This is a genomic window from Streptomyces sp. NPDC004838 (assembly GCF_053600955.1).
The window spans coordinates 49902-66331 of the sequence record NZ_JBSGAW010000017.1 but is presented as its reverse complement, the minus strand read 5'-3'; the positions used below and the strand labels follow the sequence as shown (position 1 = coordinate 66331).

4 protein-coding genes and 1 pseudogene are annotated in these 16430 nt (G+C 72.4%); 4 read left to right on the top strand and 1 reads right to left on the bottom strand.

Annotated features, from left to right (window positions below; genetic code table 11):
• Positions 1-3: 3 nt before the first annotated feature.
• On the top strand, positions 4-12285 hold the full coding sequence (locus ACWEFL_RS20210) for an amino acid adenylation domain-containing protein (protein ID WP_451714329.1): 12282 nt from the start codon (positions 4-6) through the stop codon (positions 12283-12285).
• Between the two features lie 104 nt (positions 12286-12389).
• Complete coding sequence (locus tag ACWEFL_RS20205; protein ID WP_451714325.1) at positions 12390-13238, top strand: aldo/keto reductase; 849 nt, start codon at positions 12390-12392, stop codon at positions 13236-13238.
• A gap of 390 nt (positions 13239-13628) precedes the next feature.
• On the opposite strand, the gene ACWEFL_RS20200 is transcribed toward ACWEFL_RS20205, so the two are convergent.
• The gene (locus ACWEFL_RS20200) at positions 13629-14015 is read right to left on the bottom strand and encodes an ArsR/SmtB family transcription factor (RefSeq protein WP_451714322.1); all 387 of its coding nucleotides are present in this window, start codon (positions 14013-14015) and stop codon (positions 13629-13631) included.
• 94 nt (positions 14016-14109) lie between these two features.
• Between ACWEFL_RS20200 and ACWEFL_RS20195 the strand changes: the two genes are divergently transcribed.
• Together ACWEFL_RS20195 and ACWEFL_RS20190 are read left to right on the top strand one after the other, a co-directional pair.
• On the top strand, positions 14110-16089 hold the full coding sequence (locus ACWEFL_RS20195; RefSeq protein WP_451714319.1) for a heavy metal translocating P-type ATPase: 1980 nt from the start codon (positions 14110-14112) through the stop codon (positions 16087-16089).
• Positions 16086-16424, top strand: a pseudogene (locus tag ACWEFL_RS20190) ((2Fe-2S) ferredoxin domain-containing protein); the annotation flags it as partial. The gene ACWEFL_RS20195 and the pseudogene ACWEFL_RS20190, both read left to right, overlap by 4 nt.
• Between the last annotated feature and the right edge of the window lie 6 nt (positions 16425-16430).

Here is a 16430-nt window from a genome sequence, read left to right as displayed (position 1 = left end):
TCGATGGTGGAACCGAGCGCTTGTCCCATTCTGCTCTCGACCGCACGCCTCGCCGGAGTACGCCGGCGGATCGGCGACCATGCGGACCGGACCGTCACCGAGGCGTGTGCCATCGGTCTGGCCTACTGGGCGACGGGCCGGAGTCCCGACGGGATCGACCTCACCCCCGGCACACTCTTCGCCGACGTTCTCGGGTGGGTCGACAACGGCGGGGTGGGCGGGGGCGGCTGGGAGGTCGGCGCCGACGGCCGGAGCATCGCCGTACCGGAAGGCGTCGAGCCGGCCCAGGCACAGCTCGCGCTCGATGACCTGGCCGACTTCCCGGACCGGCCCATCGGAACCATCGGCCCGTCCAGCCCGGCGGAGAGACTCCGACCGCTGGCCGAATGGAACGACACCGGGGCCGAGCGGGACCGCCCGACGATCGTGGAGCTGTTCCGCGAACAGGCGCGGACCAGGCCGGACGCCATAGCGATCGTCGACGAGAACCGGACCCTGACGTACCGTCAAGCGGCGGAACTTTCGAGTCAGCTGGCCCATCATCTGATCGGGCGCGGTCTCGCCGCCGAGCAGGTCGTCGGCGTCTCGCTGAACCGTGGCGCGGACATGGTGATCGGGCTCCTCGCCGTGCTCCAGGCGGGGTGCGCCTTCGTACCGCTCGACCCGCAGTGGCCCGCCTCCCGACGGGCCGCCGTCGTCGAGGACGCCAGCGTCGCGGCGCAGCTCAACACCTCGGGCGAGCACGCGGAGGGCGAACCGGAAGCCGTCGCCGTCGACCTCGACGACTGGCGGTACGGCTCGCACCCCACCGGCGGGACCGGCGTCACCGTCCCCGGAGCCGCCCTGGCGTACGTGATCTTCACATCCGGTTCGACCGGGCGGCCCAAGGGCGCGATGATCCGGCACGAAGCGATCAGCGAACGCCTGCTGTGGCAGGTCCGCGAGATTCTGGGCTTCGGCCACGACGACGCGTCACTGTTCAAGGCCCCCCTCTCCTTCGACATCTCCATCAACGAGATCTTCCTGCCGCTGGTGTGCGGCGCGCGGCTGGTGGTGCTGCGGCCCGGCGGCGAACGCGACCCGCACCACCTGCTGAGCGTGATCGCCGAGCAGCGCGTCACCTTCACCTATCTGGTCTCGTCCATGCTGGACGTCCTCCTGGACATCGCGGGCGACTCCGGGCAGCTGGACAGCCTGCGGCACGTCTGGTGCGGCGGCGAGGTGCTGACACCCGAGCTGTACGAACGGTTCCGCGGCCGGCTCGACATCCCCATGTACCACGGCTACGGCCCGGCCGAGACGACGATCGGCGTCTCGCACGTCGTCTACCGGGACACGGCGGAACGACTGTCGACGTCCATAGGCAAGGCCAACCCCAATACCCGCCTGTACGTGCTCGACGAGGAGCTGCGCCCGGTCCCGGTCGGGGTCGGCGGCGAACTGTACGTGGGAGGCTTCCTGCTGGGGCGCGGATACGTGGGCGCCCCGGGTCTCACCGCGTCCCGCTTCGTGGCCGATCCCTTCGCCGGGGACGGCTCCCGGCTGTACCGGACCGGTGACCTCGCCCGCTTCGCCCCCGACGGCTCGCTGGACTTCCTCGGCCGGGCCGACAACCAGATCAAGATCCGCGGTATGCGGCTGGAGATCGAGGACGCCGAGGCGTCCCTCGCGGAGCACCCCCGGGTACGGCACACCTGCGTCGTCGCCAGGCGGAACTCGGCGGGCGGCACCTATCTGGTGGGGTACGCGATCCCGGCGGCCGGCGGTGAGGACCTGACCGCGGACGAGGTCAGGGCGTGGGCCGCCGAGCACATGGTGGAGTACATGGTGCCCGCCCACATCGTCTTACTGGAGGAGTTCCCGCTCACCGCGAACGGCAAGCTCGACCGGAACGCGCTGCCGGAGCCCGCGCGGGCGACGGGCGCGCACCGCGCGCCCGCCACCGAGAACGAGCGCGTGGTGTGCGAGGCGGTCGCCGCGGTCCTCCGCCTGGACGAGGTCGGCACCGACCAGGACTTCTTCCACCTCGGCGGGGACAGCATCCTGGCGATCGCGCTGCTGAGCGCGCTGCGCGACGCCGGGCTCCACGTCACGGCACGGCAGATCTTCACCCACAGCGTCGTGGGAGCGCTGGCGGCCGTCGCGGGCCGCGAGGACGCCGCGGGCGTGGACCACGCGGACGTGCCGACCGGCCCCGTCATGGGATCACCCGTCGTGCAGTGGCTCGGCGAGACCACGGACGCGGTCGACGGGTTCGTGCAGTCGGTGGTGGTCAACACCCCGGCGGCCCTGACCGCCGACGCTCTCGACACGATCCTCGCCGCGCTGCTCGTACGGCACGACACGCTCCGCGCCAGGCTGGTGCGCGGCGACCGCTGGAGCTTCGACATACCCGAGGCGGGCCGGACCCGGGCCGACGCGATCGGAACCGATGGGGCAGACGGGCCCCCGGTCGACGGGACTCGGGCCGACACGACCGGAACCGACAGGGCGGACGGGACCCGGGCCGACGGGGCAGGGAGGACCTGGCAGGAGAGCGACCTGCCGCTCGACGAGTGCGTCGCGCTGGCCACGCGCGCACTGGACCCGGACAACGGCGTGATGCTGCGAGCCGTCTGGCGCCGCGAGGCACGGCAACTGGCCCTGGTCGTCCACCATGTGGTCGTCGACGGCGTGTCCTGGCGGATCCTGATGGAGGACCTGGCCACGGCGTGGCGCCGGCACACCTCCGGCGCTCCGGTCGAACTGCCCCCGGTGGGCACGTCGTTCCGGCGCTGGACGCAGCTGCTGGCACGCACCCCGTTCGACGCCGACCGCGCCTACTTCCGGCGCCCGCTGCCCGGAGTGGACGAACCGGTCGGCAGGCGGCCGCCGTCCGACACCGACACCGTCGCCCGGGAACGGGTGCGCACCGTCTCGGTCGGCCCCGGCGTCACGGCAGCGCTGCTGGGCGGGATCCCCGCGAAGTTCCACGCCCGGGTCAACGACGTGCTGCTCACCGCGCTCGCCGTCGCCCTCGCCCGGTGGCGCCGCGATCTCGGACAGGACCAGACCTTCGCGTACATCGAACTGGAAGGCCACGGCCGCGAAGGACGGTTCGTGGCGGACACCGCGGGCTTCGAGCCCGAACTGTCGCGGACCGTGGGCTGGTTCACCACCCTGTTCCCGGTGACCGTGGACCCCGGAGCGGCGGTCGACTTCACCGCCCCCGAATACCTGGCCGCCGCGCTGAAGGCCGTCAAGGAGGACCTCGCGGGGGTGCCGCGCAACGGCGTCTCCTACGGCGCCCTGCGTTACTTGTCCGACACTGGGCTCGCCACGCCCGCGCCGCAGGTCCTCTTCAACTACCTGGGCCGCTTCGACGCGGGCGCGTCCGGCGACTGGCAGCTCACGGGCGCCACCGGGCAGCTCGGCGAGAAGCGCGACCCGAGGATGCGGCTGCCGCGCGCCCTGGAGTTCAACGCGATAGCCGAACCGGCCCCGGCCACCGGTGAGTTCGAGCTGGTGACCACCGTCTCCTGGCCCGAGGGAATGTTCACCGACGAGGACGTCGCGACCCTCGGCGAGTACTTACGGACAGCCCTGACGGGGCTGGCCGCGCTGGCCCCGCTCGACTTGGGCGGCCACTCGCCAAGCGACTTCGCCCCGCTGACGCTGACCCAGGCCGACGTCGACGCCCTGGACGGCCCCGCGCTGCGGGACATCCTGCCGCTCACCCCGCTTCAGGAGGGCCTGTACTTCCACTCGGTCTTCGACGAGGAATCGGCGGGCAGCTACGTCGAACAGCAACTGCTGACGCTCGACGGCGAGGTGGACCCCGGCCGGCTCGCGGCGGCGGCCACCCGGCTGCTCACGCTCTACCCGAACCTGGCGGCGCGGTTCACGGCCCTCGCCGACGGCCGTGTGGTCTCGGTGCTGGAGAGCGGGGTCGAGGCTCCCTTCACCGTCCTGGACCGCCCCGGCGCCACCGACGACGAGATCCGCGCATGGGCCGAGCGGGACCGCCGCGCAGGCTTCGACCTCGCCGCCGGCCCGCTGATGCGGTACACCCTCGTCCGCGCCGGCTCCGGCCGGAACGTCCTGGTGCAGACCGTGCACCACATCATCGCCGACGGCTGGTCGGTGCCCCCGATGCTCCGCACCCTGCTGGCCGAGTACCACCGGCCCGGGAGCGCGTACCCTGTCGGCGGCTTCGCCGACCATGTACGCCGGCTCGCCCGACGTGACGGCGACGAGAGCGAGAGGGTGTGGCGCGAGCAGCTCGCCGGACTGCCCGGACCCTCACTGGTCGCCGAGGGGCACATCCCGTCGGGCCGGTTCGCCGACGCCGTGGTGGAGCCGGAGGACGACATCGACGCGGCCGCCCGGTCCGCCGGAGTGCCGCTGAGCGTGGCCGTGCACAGCGCCTGGGCCCTCGTACTGGGCGGCATCCTGCACGGCGGCGACGTGGTGTTCGGTTCCACGGTCTCCGGACGCGACGCGGATGTGCCCGGCATCGAGGACATGGTGGGGCTGCTCATCAACACGATCCCCGTACGCGCCCGGTGGACCGGCACCACCACGGCGCGCGACCTGATCGCCTCGGTGCGCGAACACCAGAGCGCGGTGCTGCCGCACCAGCACGTCGCGCTGGCCGGGATCGGTCGCCGGACGGGCGCCGGCCCGCTCTTCGACACCCTCGTGGTGTTCGACGTCGCCACCGATGCGGACGGTCTGCGCGGACCCCACGACACGCTCGTCGTCACCGGCATCGCGAACGAGGGCGCCCCGCACTACCCGCTGACGCTGGTCGTCGAACGCACCCGCGACGGCCGCCCGCGCTTCAATCTGATCCACGACCGCGCGCTGCTGCGGGAGCCGGACGCCCGGGAGATCCTGCGCACCTTCACCCGGACCCTCACCCACCTGCTCACCCGGCCAGGCGCCCTGGTCGTCGACCTGGCCCGCGAACCGGCGCCCGAGGGCGACCGGCGGCCCGTGCCGGTCACCCGGTCGACCCTGGGCGAACTGTTCGACGCGGCCGCCGCCCGCGACCCCTCCGCCACCGCCGTCACCCAGTGCGCCCTCGACGGCACCACCCGGTCACTGACCTACGGCGAACTCGCGGACGCCGGGAACGAGTTGGCCAGGGCCCTTCGCGCGGCGGGCGCCGGGCCGGGCAAGCGCGTCGCCGTCGCCGTCCCGCCCTCCCTCGAACAGGTCGTCGCACTGGTCGCGATCGTCACCGCGGGCGGCGCCTATGTGCCGCTGGACCTCGCGTACCCGGACGAACGGCTGGAGTACGTCCTCGCCGACGCCGCTCCGGAGATCGTCCTCGTCGACCGGGGGCAGCGGGAGCGCTTCACCGGGATGCTGTCCCGCGCGGGCGTACCGGCACACGTGCTCGTCCCGGGAGAGGACCGGGCGCCCGACCCCGCCGGACCCCTTGGCGCCACCGGGCCCGGGGCCGGATGGCACGACCCCGCGTACGTGATCTACACCTCCGGATCGACCGGCCGACCCAAGGGCGTCGTCGTCCCGCACTCCAGCGCGGTGACACTGCTCGCCAACACGCGGCCCGGCGGGGACTTCGGCCCGGACGACGTGTGGGTCCAGTTCCACTCCTACTCCTTCGACTTCGCGGTCTGGGAGCTGTGGGGCGCGCTGGCGCACGGCGGGGAGCTGCTGGTGCCCGAGTACGGGCTGACCCGCTCCCCGGTCGAGTTCCGCCGGCTGGTCCGCGAGCGCCGGGTGACCGTGCTCAACCAGACGCCTTCGGCGTTCTACCAGTTCGTCGAGGCCGACCGGCAGGCCGGGGAGCCGCTCACCGCCCTGCGCCGCGTCATCTTCGGGGGCGAGGCACTGGAACCCGGACGGCTGCGCGACTGGGTCGAGCGGTACGGCACCGCCTCGCCCGAACTGATCAACATGTACGGCATCACCGAGACCACCGTCTTCGTCACCCAGCGGCCGCTCACCGACGAGGACTTCGGCCCCGGCGAAGCCGTCAGCCCCATCGGCCGCCCGATCCCCGGCCTGCGCACCTATCTCCTCGACGACCGGCTCCGGCCCGTGCCCCCGGGCCGCCAGGGCGCCATCTACGTCGCCGGCGACCAGGTTTCCCTCGGCTACCTGGGCGGGCCGGGGCTCACCGCGGGCCGCTTCGTCGCCGACCCGTTCGCGGGCGACGGCTCCCGTATGTACCACACCGGAGACCTCGCCCGACGCACCCTCGGCGGCGAGCTGGAGTTCATCGGCCGCGCCGACGACCAGATACAGCTCAAGGGGTTCCGCATCGAACTCGGCGAGGTGGAGAGCGCGGTCAGGGAACTCGACGGAGTGACCGACGCCGCCGTCACCGTGGCGGAGAGCGGCGACCACCTCGTCGCGCACCTCGTCGGCCGGATCCCCGGAGACATCACCGGCCTGCTCTCCGCCAAGCTGCCCGGGCACATGGTCCCGCGCCGGGTGCTCCTGACCGACGCCCTGCCGCTGACGGTCAACGGCAAACTGGACCGCCGGGCACTGACCCGGCGCGCCGCCGAGGAAGAACCTCCGGCCGCCGCCGGTACCGACTCCGCGCTCGCCGCACTGGTCGGCGTCTTCACCGAGGCGCTGCCCGGTACCGCCGTCGACGGCGACACCGACTTCTTCGGCGCGGGGGGCGACAGCATCGTCGCCATCACCGTGGTCAACCGGGCCAGGGCGCTCGGCCTGCCGATCGCGCCACGCGACGTCTTCCTGTTCCGGACACCCCGCGGGCTCGCCGGACAACTGGCCACGCGCACCCCGCGGGCCGCGGAACGCACACCCGTCCGCCCCGAGGACGGCCCGCTGCCGCCGACGCCCGTCGTCCTGCGCCAGCGCGAACTGGGCGGAACCCTCGCCCGGTTCGCGCAGGCACGGGTGGTGGACGTGGCCGAGGGCACCGGACTCGCCGACATCGAACAAGCCGCGAACGCCGTCGTGGCCGCCCATCCGGCCCTGCGGATCCGGCTGCGCGCCGACCACGGGGTGTGGTCACTGCGGACCGAACCCGCCCGCCCGATCACCGTCGTACACACGGACGCGACCGACGCCACGGACGCGGCGAACGAGGCCGCCGCACGGCTCGACCCCGAGTCGGGGGACGTCATCGCGTTCACCTGGCTGGCCGCGAGCCGGAACCTGGTGGTCACGGTGCACCACCTCGCCGTCGACGCCGTGTCCTGGCTCATCCTTCTCGACGACCTGGCCGCCGCCCTGAGCGGAAGGCCCCTCGCCCCGCCCACCACCTCGTACGCCGAGTACGCCGAAGCGCTGGCCGCCGGATCGTCCGACGAGACCGACGGCCTCGGGCAGTGGCTCACCACCCTCCAAGCGCCCGCGCTGCTGCCCGCGGTCGGCGCGCTGCGCGAGACCACCGTCGTCCTCGCCTCCGAGCTGAGCGACCGCGTGACCCGCGTCGCGCCCGCCGCACTCGGTGTCGGCGTCACCGAACTGCTCTGCGGGGCGCTGCGCGCCGCGCTGACGCACATCCAGCCCTCGCCCACCGATCTCGCGATCGACCTGGAGCGGCACGGCAGGGTCCCGGTGCGGGAACACCACGACTACGCCCGCACGGTCGGCTGGTTCACCTCCATCGCGCCCGTACGGCTCACCGCGCACACCGACCCCGTCGCCGCGGCGCGTGAACTCGCCGAACGGCAGCCGGACGAACACGGGCACATCGCCTACGGACGGCTCAGGTATCTCAACCCGCAGACGGCCCCGCTGCTCGGCGCCCGCCCCCAGGTGCTGTTCAACTACCTCGGCCGCGGCACCGAGGACCGGGCCCTGCGCCTGACCGGCGGCGATCAGGACAGCTGGTACGGCGTCGAGGTCAACGCCTGGACCGACGCCGCCACCGGAAGCCTGCACGCCGCCTTCACCCTCGCCGAGGGCATCCCCGACGAGATCACCGGACACTGGCGCGACGCGCTCGAACGCATCGCGGACGCCTCCGCGACGGCCGAGCGCACGGCACCGGTCACCCCGCTCCAGCGGGGCCTGTTCTTCCAGGCCCAGATGGCGGGCCCGGGCGGACAGTACGTGGCACAGAACTACTTCACCTTCGACCGGCGTCTGGACACCGGCGCACTGGCCGAGGCCATGGCGCACGTCATCGCGCGGCACCCGGTCGTCGGCGCCGGCTTCACCACCGACGGCGGCGGAGACCCCGTCCAACTCCTCAGCGCGGACCGGAGAGTCGACGTCGGCGACATCACCCTGCCGGCGGACGCGACGGAGGCGGACCTCGAAGCCCTGCTCGCCCGCGACCGCGACACGGGATTCGATCCCGCGCGGCCGCCGCTGATCCGGCTGACCGTGGTACGAGGACCCGGCGACTGCGACGGCTTGCTGCTGAGCCATCACCTGCTGCTGTGGGACGGCTGGTCCCGTGAGATCGTGCTCCGGGACTTCCTCGACGCCTATCAGGCCGTCCTCGCGGGCGACACGCCCGTCCCGGCCCCGGCGACACCGGGCTTCGAGGAGTACGCCCGAGCGCTGGCCGCCAGGGACCCCGAACCGGCCGAACGCTTCTGGGCCGGGCACCTCGCCGGCCTTCCGGGGCCGACACTGCTCGCCGGACCCGCGCCGTCCCTGCCGGACGGACCGCCCCGCACACTCGCGCACACCCTCTCCGCCGCACGGTCGCACCTGCTCAGGGAAGCGGCCAGAGCCCACGGCGTCACACTGAACTCGGTGCTCACCGGCGCGTTCGGCCTGCTGCTGGGCGCGCACACCGGCCGCGCGGACGCCGTGTTCGGCGTGACCGTCTCCGGCCGGGAGGGCGAGGGCCTGTCCGGCATCGTCGGCGTACTGCTCAACACCGTCCCCCTGTGGACGCGGCCACGGCCTCACGACACGGTCCGGGAGTACCTGACGGCCGTACAGTCGGCCAGGGTCGAGGCGATGGAGCACGAGCACCTGGGACTCGGCGAGATCCAGCGGGCCGGAGGGCACGACACCCTCTTCGACAACCTGTTCGTGCTCCAGAACTTCCTGGACATGGACGCCTTCGCCGAGATGAACGCCAGGCACGGCATCACCGCCGTGCGGGCCGAGGACTCCACGCACTACCCGTTCACCTGGATCGTCACCCCCGGCGACCGGATCACGGTCAAACTGGAGTACCGCGAGGCCACGGCCGGTGCCCGCCGTCTCCTCGACGACTACCTGCGCCTGCTCGACGACCTCGCCCGCTCGACCGGACCCGTGGGCGCGCTGCCGGGCCTCGGGCCGGCGCCCGGCCCGTCCTCGCGCACCGATGTCGGCACGGACACGGTCGTCGACCGGTTCGACCGGGCGGCCGACCGCGACCCGGGGCGGGTCGCGCTCGTCGCCCACGGCCGGACCATGACCTTCGCCGAACTCCAAGGCCGCAGTCGCGCGGTGGCGGGTGTGCTCGCCCGGCGGGGCGTAGGCCCCGAGATGTCCGTGGGTCTCGCGATCCCGCGCTCCCTCGACTCGATCACGGCGCTCTTCGCCGTGCTGCGCACCGGCGCCGCTTATGTGCCGCTGGAGCTGGACCACCCGGACGAGCGGATCGCGTCGATCGTCGCGGACGCCCGACCGGAGGTGACCCTCACGGTGAGCGCCGTGACACCCAGGCTCTCCGGCGAAGTGATCGAGCTGGACCGCCCCCTGCCCGAGGCCGAGCCGTGGGTGACGTTCACGCCGGACGACCCGGACCGTCTGCGGCACCCCGCGTACACCATCTACACCTCCGGATCGACCGGGAAGCCCAAGGGCGTGGTGACCGAGTACACCGGGCTCACCAATATGCTGATCAACCATCAGCGGCGCGTCTTCGGACCGGTGTCGGCCGACCACGGCAACCGCGTCTTCCGGATCGCGCACACCGTGTCGTTCGCCTTCGACATGTCGTGGGAGGAGCTGCTGTGGCTCGCCGACGGCCACGAGGTCCACATCTGCGACGAGGAACTGCGCCGCGACGCGCCCCGGCTGGTCGACTACTGCCTCGACCACGGCATCGACGTCGTCAACGTGACCCCGACCTACGCGCAGCAGCTGGTGGCCGAGGGCCTGCTCGACGACCCGGCCCGGCGGCCCGCGCTGGTCCTGCTGGGCGGCGAGGCCGTCACCCCGGCGCTGTGGCGACGGCTCGCCGAGACCGAGGGGACGGCGGGCTACAACCTGTACGGGCCCACCGAATACACCATCAACACCCTCGGCGTCGGCACCTCCGAGTGCCAGGACCCCGTGGTGGGAGTGCCGATCGACAACACCGACGTGTACGTGCTGGACCCGTGGCTGCGGCCCGTTCCGGACGGAGTCCCCGGTGAGCTGTACGTGTCGGGCCTGGGCATCGCGCGCGGCTATCTCGGACAGCCCGCGCCGACCGCGCACCGGTTCGTCGCCTGCCCGTTCGGCGCGGCCGGCGGGCGCATGTACCGGACGGGGGACCTCGTGGTCCGGCGGCCCGACGGGAACCTGCTGTTTCTGGGACGCACGGACCAGCAGGTCAAGATCCGGGGGCACCGGGTGGAACTCGGCGAAATCGAAGCGGCGCTGGCCACCCACCCGCGGGTGGCCCAGAGCGCGGTCATCGCCTGCGAAGACCGCCCCGGCGACAAACGTCTGACCGCCTACCTCGTCCCGGCCGCGGACGCCACCACACCGGAAGCCGGGCAGGAACTGACCGCCGTCGTACGCGAGTTCCTGCGCAGGCGCCTGCCGGAGTACATGATTCCCTCGGCCTTCGCGGTTCTGGACGCGCTGCCGTTGACCGCGAACGGGAAACTGGACCAGGGGGCTCTGCCGGCACCGGACCTCACCGCACAGGTCTCCGGCCGTGAGCCGGAGACCGCACACGAGAAGGCGCTGTGTGCTCTGTTCGCCGAGATCCTCGGGGTGGCGCGGGTCGGAGTCGACGACGACTTCTTCGTTCTGGGCGGGCATTCCCTCCTGGCGATCAGGCTGTTGGCCAGGGTACGGGCCGAACTCGGGGTACGCCTGTGGGTACGGGAGTTCCTCGCGGCACCCACGCCGGGTGAACTGGCCGGGGTCATCGAGGGCAACCAGGCGGGGCGCGCGGCGAGTGCCGTGCCCGTGGTGACCGACGACGAGGCGCGGCTCGCCGCCGGTACGCGCTTCCCGGCGGCGGGACCAGTCCGTGCGGGCGCGGATCCGCGCCGGATCCTGCTCACCGGAGCCACCGGGTTCGTGGGCGCGTTCCTGCTGCGAGAACTGCTGTCGCGGACCGAGCCGGCCGGTACGGAGGTGCTCTGCCTGGTGCGCGGGGATTCGGCGGAGTCGGTGCGTACCCGTCTGAACGACGCCACGGGCTCCTACGGCCTCGGCGCGGCAGCGGACGACCCGCGTGTCCGCGTCGTGCGCGGCGACCTGGCGGAACCGGGCCTCGGTGTCGGGCCCCGCCGGTGGCGGGAGTTGGCGGACGAGGTGGACGCCATCGTGCACGCGGGTGCGTACGTTCACCACGTCTCGTCGTACGAGCGCCTGAAGCCGGCGAACGTCGAGGGGACCCGGGAACTGCTGCGGCTCGCGGCCGAAGGCCGCCCCAAGCGCTTCCACCACATGTCCACACTGGGCCTCTTCCGCGGCGGTTCGATCCGCCGACTGATCACCGAGGACTCCGACACCTCGGGCGAGCGACACCCGCCGTCGGACGGCTACACGGCCAGCAAGTGGGTGGCCGACAGAATGGTTCAGCACGCCGTCGCCCAAGGTGCCGACGCACGCGTGTACCGGCTCGGGCGAGTGTGGGCGGAGTCGCGGCAGGGAGCCGTGAGTCAGGACGACTTCTACTGTCGCCTGCTGACCACCTGCGCCGCGCTGGGCTGCTACCCGCAGGACGCGGTGGCGCACGCCGACCTCGTCCCCGCGGATGTCGCGGCCCGCGCCCTGGTCGCCCTCATCCTCGACGACGATCCCGCCCATCCGGAGGTCGTGCACCATCTGCACAACGTCCGGCAGACGAGCGCGCAGGCGTTTCTGGAGGTCTTCGACGCGATGTACGGAACGCGCACGACACCGGTGCCGCTCGGGGAATGGCTGCGTCGGCTCAGGCAGGTGAGTGAAGCGGGCCAGGACCTGCCGTTCCTGCCCTACCTGGACGCATACGAGGAATCCGCGCGGTCCACCGACGCGGAAGCCCAGCGGTCGGCCGACACCTACGACAACCGGCGGACCTTGCGGAGCCTGGAGCGGCTCGGCGTGACGATCCCGGAAATCGACACCGAGATGATCGCCGCTTTCTGGCGCCGTCTGCCGGGTTCGGCGCCGGAAGGCGACAACCGCTGAGGTGTGCGTTTCGGTGCCGTGCCGCAGCGGCCGCCGTCAACGTCCCGGACTCCCGCCCTTCAGCCCTGGGCCTGCGCCTGCGCCTGCGCACGAAAGGAAACCCCATGCGCCACGTCACCCTCGACAACGGCGTCGACATGCCGGTCCTCGGCTTCGGCGTCCACCAGATCCCGCCCGAGCAGACCGAACAAGCCGTCACCGACGCCCTGACCGCCGGCTACCGGCTCCTCGACACCGCAGCCGCCTACCACAACGAGGAGGCCGTCGGCCACGCCATCAAGGCCAGCGGCATTCCACGCGAGGAACTGTTCATCACCACCAAGCTCTGGGTCCAGGACACTGGGGAGGACAACACCAAGCGCGCGTTCGACGCCTCGCTGCGCAAGCTCGGCCTGGACCACCTCGACCTCTACCTCATCCACCAGCCCTACGGTGACGTCTACAGCGAGTGGCGCGCCATGCAGGAACTCCACCGCGAGGGCCGCATCCGTGCCATCGGGGTCTCCAACTTCTTCCCCGATCGGCTCATCGACCTGATCGACAACCACGACATCGCACCCGCCGTCAACCAGATCGAGACCCACCCCTTCTACCAGCGTGCCGCCGACCAGCGGTTCATGCGCGAGCACGGCGTCCAGATCGAGTCCTGGGCCCCCCTCGCCGTCGGCCGGAACAACCTCTTCACCCACCCGGCCCTCACCCTCCTCGCCGAGGCCCACGACAAGTCCGTCGCCCAGATCGTCCTGCGCTGGCTCATTCAGCGCGAGGTCGTCGTCATCCCCAGGTCCGTCCGCCCGGACCGTATGAAGGAGAACCTCGACGTCTTCGACTTCACCCTCGCCGAAGAGGAGATGACCGCCATCACCGCCCTCGACACCGGCAAGTCCCTGGTCCTCGACCACCGCGACCCCGTGATCGTCGGCCAGTTCGGAAGGGCCCGTATCGAGGACTGACAGTGGCGGCGGCCGCCGAGGAGAACGGCAGCGCCTCCCGCCGCGGATGCGCCTTGCCCCCGCGCTTGCCCTGACACCAGACCTGCATGAGCCGTTCACGGGCCGCGTGGCGGCCCTCATGGAGATCGGCCCGCGCCTGATGTGCCGCCGGTTGCCGGACTCGCCGATCAGATGAAAGATGCGCGGCGGTCTGTCGAACGAACCGCGCGGGCCGACGCCGGGCGGTCCGCGCCGGGACCCCATCCTCGACGGGCCGTCCGAGAGTGCCGACCCGCTCCGGTCGATGTGCCTGTTCGGCATCACGGCGCAGACCGCCGTGCGCTACGTCGTGACCACCCGGCCGGACCGCACCTCGAAGCTGCCCCGATACCGGTCGGACCGCTGACGAGGTCAGTCGGCGACGGCGGGTTCGGGCAGGGCGGCCGGGACATCGCGGACGCCCAGGCGCAGGTGTTCGACGTGGTAGAGGGCCTGGTCGAGGAGTTCGGCAACGTGGTTGTCGTAGAGGGCGTAGATGATCGACCGGCCGTGGCGTTCGCCGGTGACCAGGCCCAGGTTGCGTAGCAGGCGGAGCTGGTGGGAGCAGGCGGAGGCTTCCATCCCGACGGCTTCGGCCAGGTCGCTCACCGAGCAGGGGCCTTCCTGGAGCCGGGCCAGGATGTGCAGGCGGGAGGGTGTGGCGAGGGCTTGGAGGGTGGCTGCGACGTCGGCGGTACCGACCGCGTCGAGGCGTTCGCGGGTGGTGGCGCTGCTGGCACTGCCGGTTCCGTGGCCCATACGGACATCATAACCGTGACATCTGAAGACCTCTTCATGTGTTCCTGTATGGTGGGGGTGTTGCGCCAGTCCGCCCGCGAAGGGTTGTTTTGCCATGCCTTCAGTCCTCGACCAGCGGCCCGCGCCGCCCGCCTCCGGACCGCGTCCGGCGCCCCCGCGGCGCCGCACGCGGGTGCTGGCGCTGCCGGAGGCCCGGTGGGCGCTGACCGCGCTGGTCCTGTTCCTGATCGCCCTGCCGCTGGATCTCTTCGGGGCCCCGGCATGGATGTGGGCCCCGCTGTATGCCGCCGTCTACATCACAGGCGGCTGGGAGCCGGGATGGGAGGGATGCAAGGCCCTGAAGGACAAGACCCTGGACGTGGATCTGCTGATGGTCGTCGCCGCGCTCGGCGCGGCCGCCATCGGACAGGTCCTCGACGGGGCACTGCTGATCGTCATCTTCGCCACCTCCGGCGCACTGGAAGCGGTCGCGACCGCGCGGACCGCCGACTCGGTGCGCGGCCTCCTCGACCTGGCCCCCGCGACGGCGACCCGGCTCCTGCCCGGCGGCGGCGGTGAAGAGACGGTTCCCGCCGACTCCCTCGCCATCGGCGACACCATCCTGGTGCGACCCGGCGAGCGGATCGGCGCGGACGGCCAGGTGGTCGACGGGGCGTCCGACGTCGACCAGGCCACCATCACCGGCGAGCCCCTGCCCGTCGCCAAGCAGGCCGGAGACGAGGTGTTCGCCGGCACCGTCAACGGCACCGGAGCCCTGCGCGTACGCGTCGATCGCGACCCGTCGGACTCCGTGATCGCCCGGATCGTGAAGATGGTCGAGGAAGCCTCCGAGACCAAGGCGCCCACCCAGCTGTTCATCGAGAAGGTCGAGCAGCGTTACTCGATCGGCATGGTCATCGCCACGCTGGCCGTCTTCGCGACCCCGCTCGCCTTCGGCGACGAACTGCGGTCCGCTCTGCTCCGCGCGATGACGTTCATGATCGTCGCCTCGCCGTGCGCGGTGGTGCTTTCCACCATGCCACCGCTGCTGTCCGCGATCGCCAACGCCGGCCGCCACGGCGTCCTCGCGAAGTCCGCCGTCGTGATGGAGCGCCTGGGCCAGATCGACGCCGTCGCCCTGGACAAGACCGGCACCCTCACCGAGGGCACCCCGCGCGTCACCGACATCCGCCCCGCACCCCGCTCCGGTCTGGACGAGGATGCTCTGCTGGCACTGGCTGCGGCGGCCGAGCACCCCAGTGAGCACCCCCTGGCCCGCGCCGTCGTCCAGGCCGCCCGCGAACGCGGCCTCACCCTCGCCGAAGCCACCGGCTTCACCTCCGAACCCGGTGCCGGTGTCACCGCCACCGTCGGCGGCCACGCCGTCCAGGTCGGCTCCCCGGCCCGCCTCGCCTCCGCAGCGGACCCGGAGACCGGCAGCACGGTGCAGGTGCTCGAAGACCGGGGCCGCACCGCGGTACTCGTTCTGCGAGACGGGGCACCGGCCGGGGTGCTGGGCATCTCCGACCGGCTCCGCCCCGACGCGAAGGCCACGGTGGCCGCCCTCACCGAACTCACGGGCCGCCTGCCGGTCCTCCTGACGGGCGACAACGAGCGCGCCGCCCGTCACCTGGCCTCCGAGGTCGGCATCACCGACGTCCGCGCCGGACTCCTCCCTCAGGACAAGGTGACCGCCGTCCGGGAATGGGGAGTCGAGGGACGCCGGGTGCTGGTCGTCGGCGACGGCGTCAACGACGCCCCCGCCCTGGCCGCAGCCCACACCGGCATCGCGATGGGCAAGGCCGGCTCCGACCTCGCGCTGGAGACCGCCGACGCCGTCGTCGTCCGCGACGAACTCGCCGCCATCCCCGCCATCGTGGACCTGTCCCGTAAAGCCCGCCGACTCGTGATCCAGAACCTGGTCATCGCCGGGATCTTCATCACCGCGCTCGTGGCCTGGGACCTGATCGGCACACTCCCGCTGCCGCTCGGCGTCGCCGGCCACGAGGGCTCCACCGTCATCGTCGGCCTCAACGGCCTGCGCCTGCTACGCGAGCGCGCATGGACGAACTCCCTCGACAAGGACACCGCGTGAGCAGGCGTACCCGCCGCCACGGCGCGACCGGCCCCACCGGCCCCACCGGCCCCACCGGCCCCACCGGCGTCGCCCGGTGCACGGTCACCGTCTGCCGGGGATGCTGCCGCGGCACCCCGGTCAAGGTGCCCCGCCTCGACCACGAGGCGCAGATCGCCGACCTGCGCACCGCGCTGTCAGGCGTCGCGGCGGTCCGGCGCACGGACCGCCTCGACGCGTGCGAGCGCGCAAACGCCATCGTCATCCAGCCCTCGGCCGAAGGACGCAAGGCCGGAGGCCGCCCGGTCTGGCTCGGCCGGGTCGACGCCCCGGGGGCCGCCGCCGACATCACCGCCTGATGT

Excerpts from the sequence above, each read along its gene's own strand:
- ACWEFL_RS20200 (WP_451714322.1), bottom strand. The coding sequence starts at position 14,015 with ATGGGCCACGGAACCGGCAGTGCCAGCAGCGCCACCACCCGCGAACGC.
- ACWEFL_RS20195 (WP_451714319.1), top strand. The coding sequence starts at position 14,110 with ATGCCTTCAGTCCTCGACCAGCGGCCCGCGCCGCCCGCCTCCGGACCG.
- ACWEFL_RS20210 (WP_451714329.1), top strand. The coding sequence starts at position 4 with ATGGTGGAACCGAGCGCTTGTCCCATTCTGCTCTCGACCGCACGCCTC.
- ACWEFL_RS20205 (WP_451714325.1), top strand. The coding sequence starts at position 12,390 with ATGCGCCACGTCACCCTCGACAACGGCGTCGACATGCCGGTCCTCGGC.